A 14,679-nucleotide genomic window follows, 5' to 3' on the forward strand; every position below is an offset into this window, starting at 1 on the left:
AGTGTTCGCACAAACATGAGATCGATGATTCGGAGACAGGACAGTGACTACCACCTTGGAGCGGCCGAAGAGCCTCAAAGCGCTCTCGGCGGAGATAGTGAAAGCGAGCCACGCGCTGAGCCAGAGCCACGCTGCGGTGCTGGATGCGATAGGGCAGTTTGATGAGGCAGACTACGCCGGCGAAACCGGGTGCCGCAGCACCGCGGCGTGGCTCATCCGTTATTGCAGGATGAAGAAGTCCCGCGCCTACGAATACGCTGATGTTGCCCGCAAGCTGCGCCCATACGAGCTGCTTCGTGAGGCGTTTGCTGGTGGGGAGCTTGATTATTCGACGGTCAGGCTTGTCCTGAAGTACATCACGCCGGACAACGAGGCGGTGCTTGTTGAGCAGGCGGTTGAGCTGGGTTACCACGGGCTCAAGCAGGCGCTGGCGGGCAGCATGGAGAACGATTCGGGCGGATCCACGCACTCCGCCAATGGACTGCAGCTGAGGGAGGATGGGGAGAAGACTCGAATCTGGGGCACGATGAGCGCTGTCGACGGAGCGCAGTTCAAAGCGGCGCTGAAGGCAGGGGCGCTGGCGTACCACGCCGGGATGAGCGACATGCGCGACTACCTGGACGCGGACGGCATGCTGGACCACGCCAAGCTGGACGCGGCGCTGGACAAGGTCGCCGACCTCCCGGACGCCGCGCAGGCTGACCTGTTGAAATCGGGGACGGGTCTGCCTCCGCAGCGGCTGCTGCTCGCGTCGCTGATGGGGATGGTGCAGCTGGTCCGCTCGGGGATGGCCAGGTCGACCAAGCTCGCCCCGGCAGCGCAGGTGACCATCATGATGGACACCCAGGGGCGGGGATATTTGCCCAACAACACTTCGGTGCCGGCGTTCAGGCTGGCAAACATCGCGGCGAACGCAGAGGCGCGCGGCGTGCTCGCCGACACCCACGGGCTGATCATCAATTACGGGAGAAAGCGCAGGCTGGCCAGCAAAACCCAGATGCAGGCGCTCTCCGCGATGTGGGGAAGTCAATGTGCCATGCCCGGATGCACGCATGAGCACTTCATCGAGGCGCACCACATCGACGACTGGGCCAACGGCGGGCTGACCGACCTGGACAACCTCCTCCCGCTGTGCAGTTCGTGCCACTCCATGGTCTCCGACGGGGAAATACGAATTCTGCGACAGGGCGACGACATCCACTTCGTCGGTCCCGACGGCGCGCGGTGGGTCTCGGGGGACCGGCGCACCCCGCTGCGCGACGACGATGCCCGCGTCATGGCGGAGCTGCCAGATTACGGCGAATGCTTCGACGATTGGTTGGACGCATGAGTGGGGCCGAGTTCGACCTCACCGAGGGCGCCCAGGTCCTCTGGGGTGTCGTAGTCCTGCTCGCGGCCGTCGCCAGGTACGCGCGCCACCTGCGTGGGGGCGTCGAAAAGCCGCTTTGCGGCGACACCGCTTGCCCCCGCGCGCTCGAGCGCCCGGAGCAGCGCTGCGCGGTGCCAGACGGCGCACAACGGCTGCAGGTAGCTGTCTTCGGCTTCGACTGCAGCGACGTCGGTCTCCTTGTCGGTGAGGGTGCGCACCAGGCAGGGCAGCAGCGCGCCGGACCGGGGAGCGTCCACGGCGATCACGCCGACGAGGTCGGTTTCGAGCGCGCCCAGACCCGCGGCAATCCCCGCGACGGGGCCGCCGAACGGCGGGTCCTCTGCGACCTGGCTGACGCCGCGCAGTCCCAGCGGGAATGGGGACACCACCACGACGTCCGCATCGTCCGGCAACGAGGCGATGACGTGGTCGACCAGCCGCTGGCCGTCGAGTTTGACCTGCGCCTTCTCCGCGCCCATGCGCGTGGACCTGCCGCCAGCGAGGACGATGACGCCGAGCGGCACGCGCTACGCCTCCGGCTGCTCGCGCAGCGTGGGCAGTTCGCGCGACCAGTCACCGGAGCGCCCACCCGACTTCGCCGTGATGCCGCAGCGGCGGATGTATGCGGACCGGTCCACGCCCTTCACCATGTCTACGATCGACAGCGCGGCGACGTTCACCGCTGTGAGCGCCTCCATCTCCACGCCGGTACGGTCGGCAGTGCGCACCGTCGCCTGGATAAACACGTGGTCCTCGCGCAGCGCAATCTCGACCGCGCAGCCGTGCACGCCAATCGTGTGCGCCAGCGGCAGCAACTCTGGCACGCGCTTCGCAGCGGCGATCCCGGCGACGCGCGCCACCGCGAGCACGTCGCCCTTCGGCACGGTTCCGTTCGCCAGCGCTGCCATCACCTCGGGCGAGCACGCGACCTCGCCCTGCGCCGTCGCCGTGCGCACGGTCGGCCGCTTCTCCGTGACGTCGACCATGTAGGCCTCGCCAGCGCCGTTCAAGTGGGTGAATTCCATCATGCTCCTTAGAGATATACGTGTACTGGGCCAGAGTGCTTATCGACGACAGCGAGCCCGTCCACACCCGCCAACGATGCCACGAAACTCGAGCTCGTCGCCGCCGAAAACGGCTCCGCCACCGCCCGGTCGCCGTCGTACCGCAGCCGGACGGGAACCGCGAACGTCGTGTCCGGCCTCGATGTCGACGGGAACCCGGGTGCACGCTCGGTCACAACCCGCGGACGCTCGGCGAGACGCAGTCGGTCAGTGCGACCGGCGTGGGCTGCAATCAACGGCGCGGCGTACAGGACGAACGAGACGTAGGCGGCAACCGGATTGCCCGGCACGCACACCATTGGGGTGCCGCGGAACGTGCCGGCCCCCTGTGGGCTGCCGGGGCGTTGCGCAACGTGGCCGAACCACATCGACCCGCTCGCCTCGTCCTCCGCCACCGCGCGGACCACATCGAACGCTCCGGCGCTGACGCCGCCGGAAGTAATGACCAGGTCTGAGGATGCGGCGGCGCGGGCAAGGAGGTCCGCGGCGTCGGTGGCGGCGTCGTTGGCGTGGAAGCGCTGGACGGTCCCGCGGTGCCCGGTCGCTGCGGCGGCCAGTTCTGCGAGCATTGGCAGGTTCGAGTCGGGGATCTGCGGGCCGCTGACCGCGCCGGGCCAGGGCACGAGTTCGCTCCCCGTGGACACGACGGCGATGCGAGGCGCCGCGAAGACGTCGACGGTGCGAATGCCGGTGGAGACGCACGCGGCGAGCGTGGGGGCGTCGCAAAGCGTGCCGCGGCTGGCTATCCGCGTGCCGGGGCGGACGTTCTCGCCGGCGCGCCGGATGTGGCTGCGCGAGGTGTCGGCTTCGTTGATGGTCACGTGCTGCGGGAGCGGGTGCGGGCCGCGGGGGATGCTGGTCTGCTCGACCGGGACGACAATCAGGTCGGAGTCGGCTCCGTCGACGGGGGCGCCCGTCATGACCCGGATGGCGTGGCCCGCGGGGCAGGCGAGTGCGGGCGAGCCGGCGGGGACGTCGCCCGCGACCGGGAGCGTCCACGGGCCGGGGGCGGGGAGGTCTGTCGCGTGGACGGCGAACCCGTCGACGGCGGAGTTGTCGAACGGGGGAACGGCGAGTGCTGCGCTGACATCGGAGGCGAGCACGAGGCCGGCTGCGGCGTCGAGCGGGACGTCGCGTTCGACGCGCGGGTGGGCGAGCGAGAGCACGCGTTCGAGGTGTTCGGTAACGCTCGGCCGTGTGCCCTGGCCTTCTCCGGGGTGGTGGGCGCGCATGGGTTAGCCGCCGATCTCGCTCATGAGGCGTTCGGGCTGGAGGAAGCCTTCGTCGTCAATGCCGTGACCTGGCTTCTTCAGCCACATGGCCTGGGCCCAGGCGTCGGCAAGTTCGTCGTCCGAGGCTCCTGCGCGCATGAGGTCGCGCAGCGACACCTCGTCCGCGGTTGAAGAGAATAGGCAGGAGCGGACCGCGCCATCTGTGGTGAGGCGCGTGCGGTCGCAGGCACCACAGAACGGGTGCGTCACCGATGCGATGACCCCCAGGGTGCCCGAGCGGGTGCCGTCCGTGATGTTCCACAGGGCGGCGGGTGCCGAGCCGCGCGGTGATTCGGCGGGCGAGAGCGCGTAGCGTTCCTCGACCCGGGCGAGGATGTCGGTGGCCGTCACCATGTCGCTGCGTCGCCAGTTTTCCCGCGGCCCCAGTGGCATCTGCTCGATGAAGCGCAGCTGGAGTCCCTTGTCCAGGGCGAAGTCGACGAGGTCGAGGATCCCGTCCTCGTTCACCCCCGGCATGACCACCGCGTTGACCTTGACGGGGGTCAGGCCGGCGGCGAGGGCGGCGTCGATGCCCGCGAAAACGTCGTGGATGCGGTCGCGGCGCGTCAGGCGCGTGAACAGGTCCGGGCTCGTGGTGTCTAGGGACACGTTGATGCGGTCCAGCCCCGCATCGGCGAGCGCGGAGGCGCGGCGCGCCAGGCCGAGCGCGTTGGTGGTGAGGGCGGTGGTGGGAGGGGTGGGCGTGGCGTCGATACGCATGCGCTTCGTCGCGGCGACAATCTGCTCGAGCGACTTGCGCAGGAGCGGCTCGCCACCGGTGAAGCGGACCTGGCGGATGCCCAGCGACTCGACGGCGAGACGGATGAGGCGGATGGTTTCCTCGTCCGTGAGCGCTTGCTCGGTGGGCATCCACTCGAGGCCGTCTGCCGGCATGCAGTACGTGCAGCGCAGGTTGCAGCGATCGGTCAGACTCACGCGCAAGTCGCGGGCGGTGCGACCGTATTGATCATCCAGCGTACGAAGTGTGGCCATAGTGCCCATAACTATAGGGGGTAGGCCACGTCGAACGGAATAAGCACGATTTGAGGGGGCATTATTCTCGACACTCGCCTAACCCTCCTCTTCGTGCGCGGCCTCCACCTCCGCTGTCGACGGGTTGCCGTGCGACCGGTTGCCGGGGCCGGGCAGCGCAATGATGTCGAACTCGTCGCGAGCGAGGTGCTTGCGCAGGTCCTTCTTGTCAAACTTTCCCACGGAGGTTTTGTCGATGGAATCCACAAACGTCCAGTACTCCGGCGTCATCCACTTGGGTAGCACCGATTCCAGCCCGGCGCGCAGTCGCTCGGCGGTGGCGGGGGACGCCTCGATGCCTTTGAGCAGCTTCGTCACCGCGAGCGGGCGCTCGCCCCACTTCTTGTCGGGGATGCCGATGACGGCACACTCGACGACGACGTCGGACTCCATGATGAGATTTTCCACCTGTGCGGAATAAATCCACTCGCCGCCGGAGCGGATGACGTCGCGGGCGCGGTCGTAGAGCGTCATGAACCCGTCGTTGGTCACGGTGCCAACGTCACCGGTGCGGAGCCAGCCGTCGGCGGTGAAGTGCTTGCGGGCGTCGGTAATCTGCTCCCCGCGGAACTCGGAGGCGATTTCTCCGGGCTCCTGGGTCGGGGAGTGGTAGTAGCCCTTGGCCACGAGGTTGCCGCGGACCTGGATCTCGCCCTGGGTCAGGTCCGTCGAGGCCATGATCTGGCCGTCGTTGACTACCCGGTACTCCAGTGACGGCGAGAACCGGCCCTGGGAGATGCGGTACGCCCAGCGAGCTTCGCCGGACGCGCCCGACGGCGGGCGCGCAACCGTGCCAACCGTGGACGTCTCGGTCATGCCCCACACGTGGACGACGTCGACGCCGTAGCGCTCCTCCCACATCTTGATCAGCGCCGGCGGGGCGGGGGAGCCGCCGACGTAGAGCTCCTGCAGGCTCATGCGCTCCGGGGGATTGTGCAGGTAGTGGACCATCAGCTGGATCCAGAGTGTCGGCACGCCGTGGGCGACGCGCGGGTGCGTGGTGGCGATGAGCTTGGCCAGCGTCGGCGCGGACATGTCCGAGTCGGGCAGGACCAGGGGCGCGCCGGCGAGGAATGCGGCGAAGGGCACACCCCAGCTCAGCACGTGGTAGATGGGGATGCAGCAGAGGAAAGATTCGCCGTGGGTCACGGCGAGCGAGTCCATGGCGCGCAGGCTCGTCGCCTCGAGCCACAGCGAGCGGTGCGAGTACGCCACGCCCTTCGGCGCGCCGGTCGTCGCGGTGGAGTACACCAGGGCGGCGGCCGTGTTTTCGGGGAGGGTGGGCCAGGGGAAGACGGTGCTGCGGCCGTCGAGAAGCTGCTCATAGCTCGCCGTGCGAACCCCGTCCGGCATCTCCTCCGAGGGTTCCGTGACGGGGTAGAGGCCGGTGAACACGACCGTCTCTACCAGCGGGCAGTGTGCGAGCAGGCGGCCGAGCTTGGGCGCGAGGCGCGGGTCGGCGACCACGACTTTCGCCTCGGAGTGGTTGACAATGTAGGCGATCTGGTCCTCCATGAGCTGGATATTCAGCGGCGTGAAGACCGCGCCCTTCGCGGCGACGGCGAACATCACCTCGAGGTGCTCGGCGCAGTTGTACATGAAGGTGGCCACGCGCTGGTCGCCGTCGATCCCCAGGTCATCGTGCAGTGCGTTGGCGAACGCCCCGGCGCGCGCGCCAATGTCCGCAAACGTGCATTCCTCTGCGCCGGTTGCGCGCCAGGTCGTGCACTTGGTGGACCCGTGGGTGTGCTGCCCGTAGTGCAAAATCTGCGCGACTGAGAACGGCACTTCCTGCATCGTTGAAAGCATGCGGTCTAGTCTAGCCAGTCCGACTCGCCGGAAAACAAGGGCAGGAAGTACACGTGTTGCGCTATGCGTTACACTGTTCGCGGGTTCGACATAGTGCCTGGGCGCTTGACGCGCAGTCGGGGTTCCAGGTAGTTCCCACCAACCCTCCGCACTCGTCGCGTCGCGCACGCAGGCGGCGCACGAATGGTGCGAGGCCAGTGATGCCTTGGCCACCACGACCTCGAGGCCTTTGAGGGGAACACTCGCGGCGAGCAAGTGCCGCATAGAGATTGACACGCCGGTTTAGGCGATGAACGTCCCACATATTGCGCACGGAAACGCGATCGCTTCCGGAGCGCCCGCCGGCTCCTTGGCGGGGGACACCACAATTGGTCAAGCGACGAAAGGACATTCGTGACCGACACGGGTAACGCGGCAGCAGGCGGCAACGCCGATCTTTCCGCACTCAAGATCCCCGAGCTGCGCAAGATGGCGGCGGAAAAGGGCCTGAAGGGCGTCTCCGGTTTGCGGAAGGGCGACCTGATCCAGGCGATTGTGACCGGGGAGGTTCCGCGCAAGGCACGCGCCGCGGCGGCCGAGGCAGCAGCCGAGGAACACACCAACGAAGGGCATCACCGCCGCGCTTCTCGACGCTCCGCTGGTCCCGCGGACGGTGAGCACGCAGCGCAGGACACGCAAGCGGAACAGCCGCAGCAGGGCGAGCAGGCTGAGAACGAGGGGCAGAAGTACGAATCGCGCTCGGCCGCGCGTCGGGCGCGCCGCAACCGCGCACGCCAGGACCAGGACGACAACAATAATCGCGACGACAAGCGCGATGAGAAGCGTGACAACAACGATCACGACAATCGCGACAACCGTGACAACAACAACGACAACAACGGTCGCGGCGGCAAGCACAACAATCGCGGCGGCCGGAACAACAACAACGACGACGGCAACCAGGGCGGCGGCGGACGCCGCGGCCGCCGGAACCGCCGCAACCGGAACCGAAACCGGGACAACCGCGACAACCAGCACAATCAGAACGACAACAACCAGCAGTTCGACCCGGAGGAGCTGCAGGAAGTTGCCGGCATCGTGGACATCGTGGACAACAACGCCGCGTTTGTCCGCACCACCGGTTACCGCAAGAACAGCGCCGACGTGTACGTGAACCAGAAGCTGGTGCGCCAGAACGGCCTGCGCGCGGGCGACGCCGTAATCGGCCAGGTTCGCCAGAACGGGCAAAGCCACTCCCACGGCAACGGCCGCAACCGCCAGCGCTACAACCAGCTCGTCCGCGTCGACTCCGTCAACGGGATGACCACGGAGGAGGCGAAGCAGCGCGCCGAGTTCCACAAGCTCACCCCGCTGTACCCGAACAAGCGCCTCCGCCTGGAGACCGAGCCGAAGATCCTCACCACCCGCGTGATCGACCTGGTCATGCCGATTGGTAAGGGGCAGCGCGCGCTGATCGTCTCCCCGCCGAAGGCTGGTAAGACGACGATCCTGCAGAACATCGCCAATGCGATCGCCACCAACAACCCGGAGTGCTACCTCATGGTCGTTCTCGTCGACGAGCGCCCGGAAGAGGTCACGGACATGCAGCGCAGCGTGAAGGGCGAGGTCATCGCGTCGACCTTCGATCGTCCGCCGTCAGAGCACACTGCCGTCGCGGAGCTCGCGATCGAGCGTGCGAAGCGTCTGGTGGAGATGGGGCAGGACGTCGTCGTGCTGCTCGACTCCATCACCCGCCTGGGCCGCGCGTACAACAACTCGTCGCCGGCGTCGGGCCGCATCCTTTCCGGTGGTGTGGACTCCAACGCCCTATACCCGCCGAAGCGCTTCCTGGGTGCAGCCCGAAACATCGAGGAGGGCGGCTCGTTGACCATCATCGCGACCGCCATGGTGGAGACCGGTTCCGCCGGCGACACCGTCATCTTCGAGGAGTTCAAGGGCACCGGTAACGCGGAGCTCAAGCTGGACCGGAAGATCGCGGAGCGCCGCGTGTTCCCAGCGGTGGACGTCAACCCGTCCGGTACGCGCAAGGACGATCTGCTCATGAGCCCGGAGGAGACGCGCATTATGCACAAGCTGCGCCGCATCCTTTCGGCGCTGGATCCGCAGCAGTCCATCGATATGCTGATTAAGCAGCTGAAGAAGACGAAGTCGAACGGCGAGTTCCTCATGGGCGTGGCCAACTCCGCTCCCATGGTCGCGGACAAAGACGAAGAGGAGTACAAGTAATGGCGAATGAAGTCTCACTTGTAGACGACTACGTCTCCGAGTACCAGGGCATCCAGGCCCAGATGAGTGACCCGGAGGTGACCTCGGACCAGAACCTGTTCCGCAAGCTGTCCAAGCGCTACGCCGAGTTGCAGCCGATCATCAAAGCGAACGACGCGCTCCAGCAGGCCAAGGACGACCACGAGGCGGCAGCCGAGATGGCTAGCGAGGACAAGGAGTTCGCGGAGGAGGCGGAGCGCCTCGAGGGCGAGATCGTCCGCCTGGAGGAGGAGCTCGCAGACCTCCTCGCCCCGCGAGACGAGCACGATGGCGACGACGTCATCATGGAGCTCAAAGCCGGTGCGGGCGGCGAAGAGGCCGCCCTGTTCGCGGGCGACCTGGCGCGCATGTACCAGAAATACTGCGAGAAGAACGGCCTGAAGTGGGACGTCCTCGACGCCGCGGAGACCGACCTCGGCGGCATCAAGGACATGACGGTGTCCGTCAAGGCGAAGAACCCGTCGCGCGACGGCGCCTGGTCCAAGCTGAAGTTCGAGGGCGGCGTCCACCGCGTGCAGCGCGTGCCCGTCACCGAGTCCCAGGGCCGCATCCAGACCTCCGCGGCAGGCGTCTACGTCTTCCCGGAGGCCGACGAGGTCGAGTCCGTCCACATCGACGAGAAGGACATCCGCGTCGACGTCTACCGCTCCTCCGGTAAGGGTGGCCAGGGCGTGAACACCACGGACTCCGCGGTGCGCATCACGCACCTGCCCACCAACATCGTGGTGACCTGCCAGAACGAGCGCTCCCAGATCCAGAACCGCGCCCGCGCGATGCAGGTCCTGCAGGCCCGCTTGGACCAGCTGGAGCGCGAGAAGGCCGAGGCCGCCGAGGCCGAAGGCCGCGCCTCCCAGGTCCGCACGATGGACCGCTCGGAGCGCATCCGCACCTACAACTGGCCGGAGAACCGCATCTCGGATCACCGCATCAACTTCAAGGCGAACAACCTGGATTCGGTCCTCGACGGCAACATGGAGGACCTGATCACCGCGCTGCAGACCCACGAGCGCCAGGAGCGACTTGAAGCCGAGTAGGCGCGCCGCAATGCGGGAGCAGCTTCTCGACGCCACCTCGATCCTCGCCGACGCCGGCGTCCCCACCCCGGACGTCGACGCCCGCCTGCTCGCCGCCCACGTGCTGGGCATGAGCCCGATGGCGGTGACGTTTGCGGAGGTGGACGAGACGTTTGCTGAGCGTTTCGCTGGCGTCGTTAAGCGTCGTGCGCAGCGCGAGCCGCTCCAGCACATCACGGGCACGGCCCCCTTCGGGCCGCTCGACCTCGCCGTCGGCCCGGGCGTGTTCATCCCGCGCCCGGAGACGGAAGTCCTGGCCGATTGGGCCGTGTGCACCCTCGCCGGCACGCCGGCACCCACCGTGGTGGACATGGGCACCGGCTCGGGGGCGCTGGCTATCTACGTTGCCAGCCATATCCCCGAAGCGCGCGTGTACGCCGTCGAGCTCTCCGCCACCGCGCGTGAGTACGCGGCGCGCAACGCCGCCTCGCACGGGGTGCGCATCACGCTTGTCGACGCCTCCATGACCGACCCCCAGCTCCTCCGCGACCTCGACGGCGCGGTGGATCTCGTGGTGGCCAACCCGCCGTACGTCCCGGACACCCCGGACCTCGAGCCGGAAGTATACCGCGATCCGCCCGAGGCCGTCTTCTCCGGCGCCGACGGCATGGACGCGATCCGCGGGCTCGTGCCGGTGGCCCAGCGCCTGCTGCGTCCCGGGGGATGGTTGGGCGTGGAGCATGATGACGTGACGTCGACAAGCACCTGCTCCGTGATTGAGGCTTGCGGCGGCTTCGGTCCGCCGACGGTACTGCGCGACCTGGCCGGGCGGAACCGGTTTGTGTGCGCGAGTAAGCTGTAGCCGAAACGGAACCGAAGGAGCGATATGGGGAGCATGATCTACAACTGCCTCGAGCCGAGCGGGCGCGAGGCGGGGCTGACCGCTGCGGTCGAACAGGTGCAGGCGGGTCGCTGCGTCGTGCTGCCCACGGACACGGTCTACGGGATCGGCGCTGACGCCTTTAATAACGACGCCGTGGCGAGCCTCCTGGCCACCAAGCGCCGCGGGCCGGACATGCCGGTGCCGGTGCTCGTCGGTTCCTGGACCACCATTCAGGGGCTTGTGCGGGAGTTCTCCGACACGGCGAAGACGCTGGTCGAGGCCTTTTGGCCGGGCGGGCTCTCCATCGTCGTCCCGGAGGCGCCGAGCCTGCCGTGGAACCTGGGCGATACGCGCGGCACCGTGCTGCTGCGCATGCCCAACCAGCCGCTCGCGCTGGAGCTGCTTCAGCGGACGGGGCCGATGGCGGTGTCGTCCGCCAACATCTCTGGTAATCCGCCGGCGCTCAACGCAGCGAACGCGAAGCAGCAGTTTGGCGACGCGATCGGCGTGTACCTCGACGGTGGCGACGCGCAGGTGGGAGAGCCTTCCACGATCATCGACATTTCCGGCCGCCACCCGCAGATCTTGCGCGAGGCAGCGATCAGCGCCGAGCGGCTCGGTGAAGTCCTGAACCTTGACCCGGAGAGCTTGCGGAGGAAGTAGATGACGGGAGCTGGCGTCCCGCTGCGCGAGCTCGGCCTCGTCCTGCTCGTAGCCGCCGCAATCACGTACCTAGCCACCGGCCCGGTGCGCTCATTGCTCGTGCGCACCGGGCGTGTCGCGGAGGTCCGCAAACGAGACGTGCACACGCAGCCGACGCCGTCCGTGGGCGGGCTTGCTATGTTCACCGGCTTCGTTTGCGCCGTGTTCCTCGCACAGCAGCTTCCCGCGCTGACCCGCGGGTTTGCGCCGATCACCCCGGAGATGACGGCGGTGCTGGCGGGCGCGTTTGCGATCGTCATCGTGGGTATCGTGGACGACCTCTACGAGCTCGGCGCGATGACGAAGCTGCTGGGGCAGTTCTTGGCCGCCATCATTATGTGCCTGATGGGCATCGCGTTCACCGTGTTCTACGTGCCCTTCGGTGAGGGCACCACGCTGATTCTGGACCAGATGCAGGGGATGGTGATCGCTGCCGTGTTTACGGTGCTGCTGGTCAACGCCGTGAACTTCGTTGACGGCATCGACGGGCTCGCCGCGGGGATCGGCGTCATCGCCGGCGCAGCGATCCTGGTGTTTTCGCTCACCGTCCTGCACGAGCAGGGCGGCGCCGTGTCCGCGTATCCGCCTGCGATCATCTGCGCGGCCCTCGTGGGTATCTGCGCGGGTTTCCTTCCGCACAACTTTGAGCCGGCGCGCATCTTTATGGGCGACTCGGGCGCGATGCTGATCGGATTGTTGCTGGCTGCGGCGTCGATCTCGGCGTCGGGCAAAATCAACATGTCGCTGTACGGGACCGCAGACCTGGTGGCGTTGATCAGTCCGATCATCGTGGTCGCTGCTGCGATTGCGCTTCCGGTGGTGGACCTGGTTTGGGCGGTGATTCGACGCACCGCGAGGGGGCAAAGCCCCTTTGCTGCGGACGCCGGGCACATCCACCACAGGCTGTTGCGCTTGGGTCATACGCACCGACGCACCGTGCTTGTGCTGTACTTTTGGGTGGCCGCAGTGGCGTTTGGCGCGGTGAGCTTCTCGATCGTCCCGGTGCGGGTGGCAGCGGTGTTCACCGCTGTACTCTTGCTCGGCGCCTTTCTGCTCACTCTCGTCCCGTTGATGGCCGGAAAGATTGGGCCGAAACCGGTCGAGGCCCCGCTGGGGTCCGGCGAGGGGAGAGGGCGCGGGGAGATCGAGCACGCGCGTAGGTAAACTTACCCATCGTGACTACTTCCAGCCCGAATCCGGAATCCCAGCCCCGCGACCTTAACGTCCGCGACGCTTCCGAATACACGGACCAGCGTCGGCCAATCATCCGAGCCCTCAAGGTTGCCGGGGGAGCGCTCGTCGCGCTCACGTTGATCAGCCTGATGGCATGGGGCGCCACGCGCGATCTCCCCGGGATCTGGGCCGTGCTCTTGGGCGTGGCCATTGGCGGTGGGTTCGTGCTGGCTACCGCGGTCACCGTCCTGGTGACCTCCGAATCCTCGCCCAGCACCACGATGGCGGTCGTCCTCGGCGGGTGGCTGGTCAAGATGGTGGTCTTGATTTTACTCTTCGTCTGGTTGCGTAACTTCAACTTTTATGATTCGACGGCGTTCGGTGTCACCACGCTCGCGGCGCTCGTCGTCGCGCTGGCCGCCGAGGCGTGGGGCGTTATTACGACGAGGACGTCGTACCTGAGCTAGCCCCGAGCTATCCCCGATCCGGCCTGCCCCCGGAGGTGCGCAACCGGGGGTAGCCAGGCCCACGCCTTGGCCAAAGAAGGGGAAAATTCCACCCCTTTTCGCGTGTGTGTGACTGATGTTACAGGAGGGCAAATCTGCAGGCTGTTGAGTCAAAGTTGGGCGCAAACTTCCCAGGTTGAGGGTGCATAGTGTCCGAGTCCCCCCAAAGTCCAGGAAACTCATGACGACCTGTTAAAGTATCCGCTGGGCTTACTTGAGGCAGGGGACTGCCCAGCGCCGCTGGGTCTCGCTGCCTGAAGAGACTCCCCTGTCCCCGCGGAAGCAGATGTGCGACGGAGTCCGCCGCGGGAGACAGCCTTGATGAAGACGTCCATCGCACCGCATTCTTTGAGGATGCGGCCCGAGAACGGGAGAGAACGCTGAGCGTTACAACTTTGGCCATGAAGGGTTCATTCCACGCACCCGAACTTGGTCCAGAAATTTTCCCGGGGCACACGTACGACCAGTTCATTGGTGAAGACTTTGCCAATGGATGGTTCGCGCTCGACCGCATTATGCTTGTCCGACTTCTTGTCGCGGCAATCCTTGTGGTCCTCTTTGTTATTGCCTTTAGGAAGCCGAAGCTGGTTCCTAAGGGGCTGCAAAACTTCGCAGAGATGGGCGTGGACTTCGTCCGCGTCAACATTGCAGAAGATACGTTGGGGAAGAAGGATGGAAACCGGTTCCTGCCGGTCATTGCCACCATCTTCTTCACCGTGCTGTTCATGAATGCCGCGACGATCATTCCGTTCCTCAACATCTCACCTAACGCACGTATCGGCATGCCGGCCGTGCTGGCGGTTGTTGCCTACATCGCGATGATCTACGCGGGCGTCCAGCGCTACGGTGTGGCGTTTTTCAAGCACTCCACCGTCATTCCTGGACTGCCTTTCTTCCTCCACTTCCTCGTGGTGCCGATTGAGATCTTCTCAACCTTCATCCTGCGTCCGGTCACCCTGGCAATTCGTCTGATGGCGAACTTCCTGGCCGGCCACATCATTTTGGTCCTGCTGTACTCTGCTACGAACTTCTTCTTCTGGCAGCTCAACGGGTGGACCGCATTCAGTGGCCTGACCATCATTGCTGCGATTCTGTTCACGCTCTACGAGCTCATCGTTATTTTCCTGCAGGCATACATTTTTGCCCTGCTGACGGCGGTGTACATCGAACTATCGCTGCATGCGGATGCGCACTAACAAAGCGCGACCAACCGGTCAAACTGAATAACCCCTCCACATTGTCACTCGCCCTCCCGCACTAGGAGCGGGGGAGCACCTAGAAAGGGAACGACTTTCACATGAACGACATCATCCTCGCCCAGGCAAACGAGTCTGTCACCGCGTTCGACGGCCTCCAGTCCATCGGCTACGGCATCGCCACCATCGGCCCCGGCATCGGTATCGGCATGCTGGTTGGCAAGACCGTTGAGGGCATGGCTCGCCAGCCCGAGATGGCTGGTCAGCTGCGTACCACCATGTTCCTGGGTATCGCCTTCGTTGAGGCCCTTGCCCTCATCGGCCTCGTTGCCGGCTTCCTGTTCTAAGAAAAGCTCGCACCACCTAGCGAACAGATTTCATTTCTAGAACAGGAGC

General features: G+C 66.1%; 14 protein-coding genes. 9 read left to right on the forward strand and 5 right to left on the reverse strand.

From position 1 onward, the window contains the following. Positions 1–43: 43 nt before the first annotated feature. Complete coding sequence (locus tag OVO38_RS07225) at positions 44–1,330, forward strand: HNH endonuclease signature motif containing protein (RefSeq protein ID WP_267208102.1); 1,287 nt, start codon at positions 44–46, stop codon at positions 1,328–1,330. Here the strand turns inward: OVO38_RS07225 and mobA are convergent. The 5 genes from mobA to OVO38_RS07250 all read right to left on the reverse strand — a co-directional run bounded on the left by mobA (position 1,294) and on the right by OVO38_RS07250 (position 6,545). Then, positions 1,294–1,893 (reverse strand): molybdenum cofactor guanylyltransferase, encoded by a 600-nt coding sequence (mobA, locus tag OVO38_RS07230; RefSeq protein WP_267208103.1) that lies wholly within the window; start codon positions 1,891–1,893, stop codon positions 1,294–1,296. The genes OVO38_RS07225 and mobA overlap by 37 nt on opposite strands. Positions 1,894–1,896: 3 nt before the next feature. Continuing rightward, positions 1,897–2,394 (reverse strand): cyclic pyranopterin monophosphate synthase MoaC, encoded by a 498-nt coding sequence (moaC, locus tag OVO38_RS07235; RefSeq protein ID WP_095536955.1) that lies wholly within the window; start codon positions 2,392–2,394, stop codon positions 1,897–1,899. A gap of 8 nt (positions 2,395–2,402) precedes the next feature. After that, on the reverse strand, positions 2,403–3,665 hold the full coding sequence (locus OVO38_RS07240; protein ID WP_095548250.1) for a molybdopterin molybdotransferase MoeA: 1,263 nt from the start codon (positions 3,663–3,665) through the stop codon (positions 2,403–2,405). Positions 3,666–3,668: 3 nt separating this feature from the next. Next, the gene (gene moaA / locus OVO38_RS07245; RefSeq protein WP_239216123.1) at positions 3,669–4,697 is read right to left on the reverse strand and encodes a GTP 3',8-cyclase MoaA; all 1,029 of its coding nucleotides are present in this window, start codon (positions 4,695–4,697) and stop codon (positions 3,669–3,671) included. Between the two features lie 78 nt (positions 4,698–4,775). Next, a complete protein-coding gene (locus OVO38_RS07250; RefSeq protein WP_267208104.1) occupies positions 4,776–6,545 on the reverse strand; it encodes a long-chain fatty-acid--CoA ligase in 1,770 nt (589 codons plus the stop codon). A gap of 393 nt (positions 6,546–6,938) precedes the next feature. On the opposite strand from OVO38_RS07250, the gene rho reads away from it, so the two are divergent. The 8 genes from rho to OVO38_RS07290 all read left to right on the forward strand — a co-directional run bounded on the left by rho (position 6,939) and on the right by OVO38_RS07290 (position 14,630). Continuing rightward, entirely contained in the window at positions 6,939–8,771 is a 1,833-nt protein-coding gene (gene rho, locus OVO38_RS07255; RefSeq protein WP_267208106.1) for a transcription termination factor Rho, read from the forward strand. Then, positions 8,771–9,844 carry a peptide chain release factor 1 gene (prfA, locus tag OVO38_RS07260; RefSeq protein WP_095553094.1) on the forward strand — a complete coding sequence of 358 codons (1,074 nt, stop codon included), beginning with the start codon at positions 8,771–8,773 and terminating at the stop codon, positions 9,842–9,844. The genes rho and prfA overlap by 1 nt, the downstream gene beginning before the upstream one ends. Positions 9,845–9,854: 10 nt before the next feature. Continuing rightward, on the forward strand, positions 9,855–10,685 hold the full coding sequence (gene prmC, locus OVO38_RS07265; RefSeq protein ID WP_267208107.1) for a peptide chain release factor N(5)-glutamine methyltransferase: 831 nt from the start codon (positions 9,855–9,857) through the stop codon (positions 10,683–10,685). A 24-nt stretch (positions 10,686–10,709) separates the two neighbouring features. Continuing rightward, entirely contained in the window at positions 10,710–11,369 is a 660-nt protein-coding gene (locus OVO38_RS07270; RefSeq protein WP_095275998.1) for an L-threonylcarbamoyladenylate synthase, read from the forward strand. After that, positions 11,370–12,572, forward strand: coding sequence for a glycosyltransferase family 4 protein (locus tag OVO38_RS07275; RefSeq protein WP_095553092.1), 1,203 nt, complete (start codon positions 11,370–11,372; stop codon positions 12,570–12,572). Positions 12,573–12,580: 8 nt separating this feature from the next. Beyond that, positions 12,581–13,048 carry a hypothetical protein gene (locus OVO38_RS07280; RefSeq protein WP_369825011.1) on the forward strand — a complete coding sequence of 156 codons (468 nt, stop codon included), beginning with the start codon at positions 12,581–12,583 and terminating at the stop codon, positions 13,046–13,048. Between the two features lie 440 nt (positions 13,049–13,488). Further along, on the forward strand, positions 13,489–14,283 hold the full coding sequence (atpB, locus tag OVO38_RS07285) for a F0F1 ATP synthase subunit A (protein WP_095276005.1): 795 nt from the start codon (positions 13,489–13,491) through the stop codon (positions 14,281–14,283). Between the two features lie 101 nt (positions 14,284–14,384). Further along, complete coding sequence (locus OVO38_RS07290) at positions 14,385–14,630, forward strand: ATP synthase F0 subunit C (protein ID WP_095276007.1); 246 nt, start codon at positions 14,385–14,387, stop codon at positions 14,628–14,630. Positions 14,631–14,679 lie beyond the last annotated feature (49 nt).

It is taken from the genome of Corynebacterium sp. Marseille-P8863, from assembly GCF_946902955.1.
GTDB lineage: Bacteria > Actinomycetota > Actinomycetes > Mycobacteriales > Mycobacteriaceae > Corynebacterium > Corynebacterium gottingense.

Excerpts from the sequence above, each read along its gene's own strand:
- moaC (WP_095536955.1), bottom strand. The coding sequence starts at position 2,394 with ATGGAATTCACCCACTTGAACGGCGCTGGCGAGGCCTACATGGTCGAC.
- OVO38_RS07240 (WP_095548250.1), bottom strand. The coding sequence starts at position 3,665 with ATGCGCGCCCACCACCCCGGAGAAGGCCAGGGCACACGGCCGAGCGTT.
- moaA (WP_239216123.1), bottom strand. The coding sequence starts at position 4,697 with ATGGCCACACTTCGTACGCTGGATGATCAATACGGTCGCACCGCCCGC.
- OVO38_RS07250 (WP_267208104.1), bottom strand. The coding sequence starts at position 6,545 with ATGCTTTCAACGATGCAGGAAGTGCCGTTCTCAGTCGCGCAGATTTTG.
- prfA (WP_095553094.1), top strand. The coding sequence starts at position 8,771 with ATGGCGAATGAAGTCTCACTTGTAGACGACTACGTCTCCGAGTACCAG.
- prmC (WP_267208107.1), top strand. The coding sequence starts at position 9,855 with ATGCGGGAGCAGCTTCTCGACGCCACCTCGATCCTCGCCGACGCCGGC.
- OVO38_RS07270 (WP_095275998.1), top strand. The coding sequence starts at position 10,710 with ATGGGGAGCATGATCTACAACTGCCTCGAGCCGAGCGGGCGCGAGGCG.
- OVO38_RS07275 (WP_095553092.1), top strand. The coding sequence starts at position 11,370 with ATGACGGGAGCTGGCGTCCCGCTGCGCGAGCTCGGCCTCGTCCTGCTC.
- atpB (WP_095276005.1), top strand. The coding sequence starts at position 13,489 with ATGAAGGGTTCATTCCACGCACCCGAACTTGGTCCAGAAATTTTCCCG.
- OVO38_RS07290 (WP_095276007.1), top strand. The coding sequence starts at position 14,385 with ATGAACGACATCATCCTCGCCCAGGCAAACGAGTCTGTCACCGCGTTC.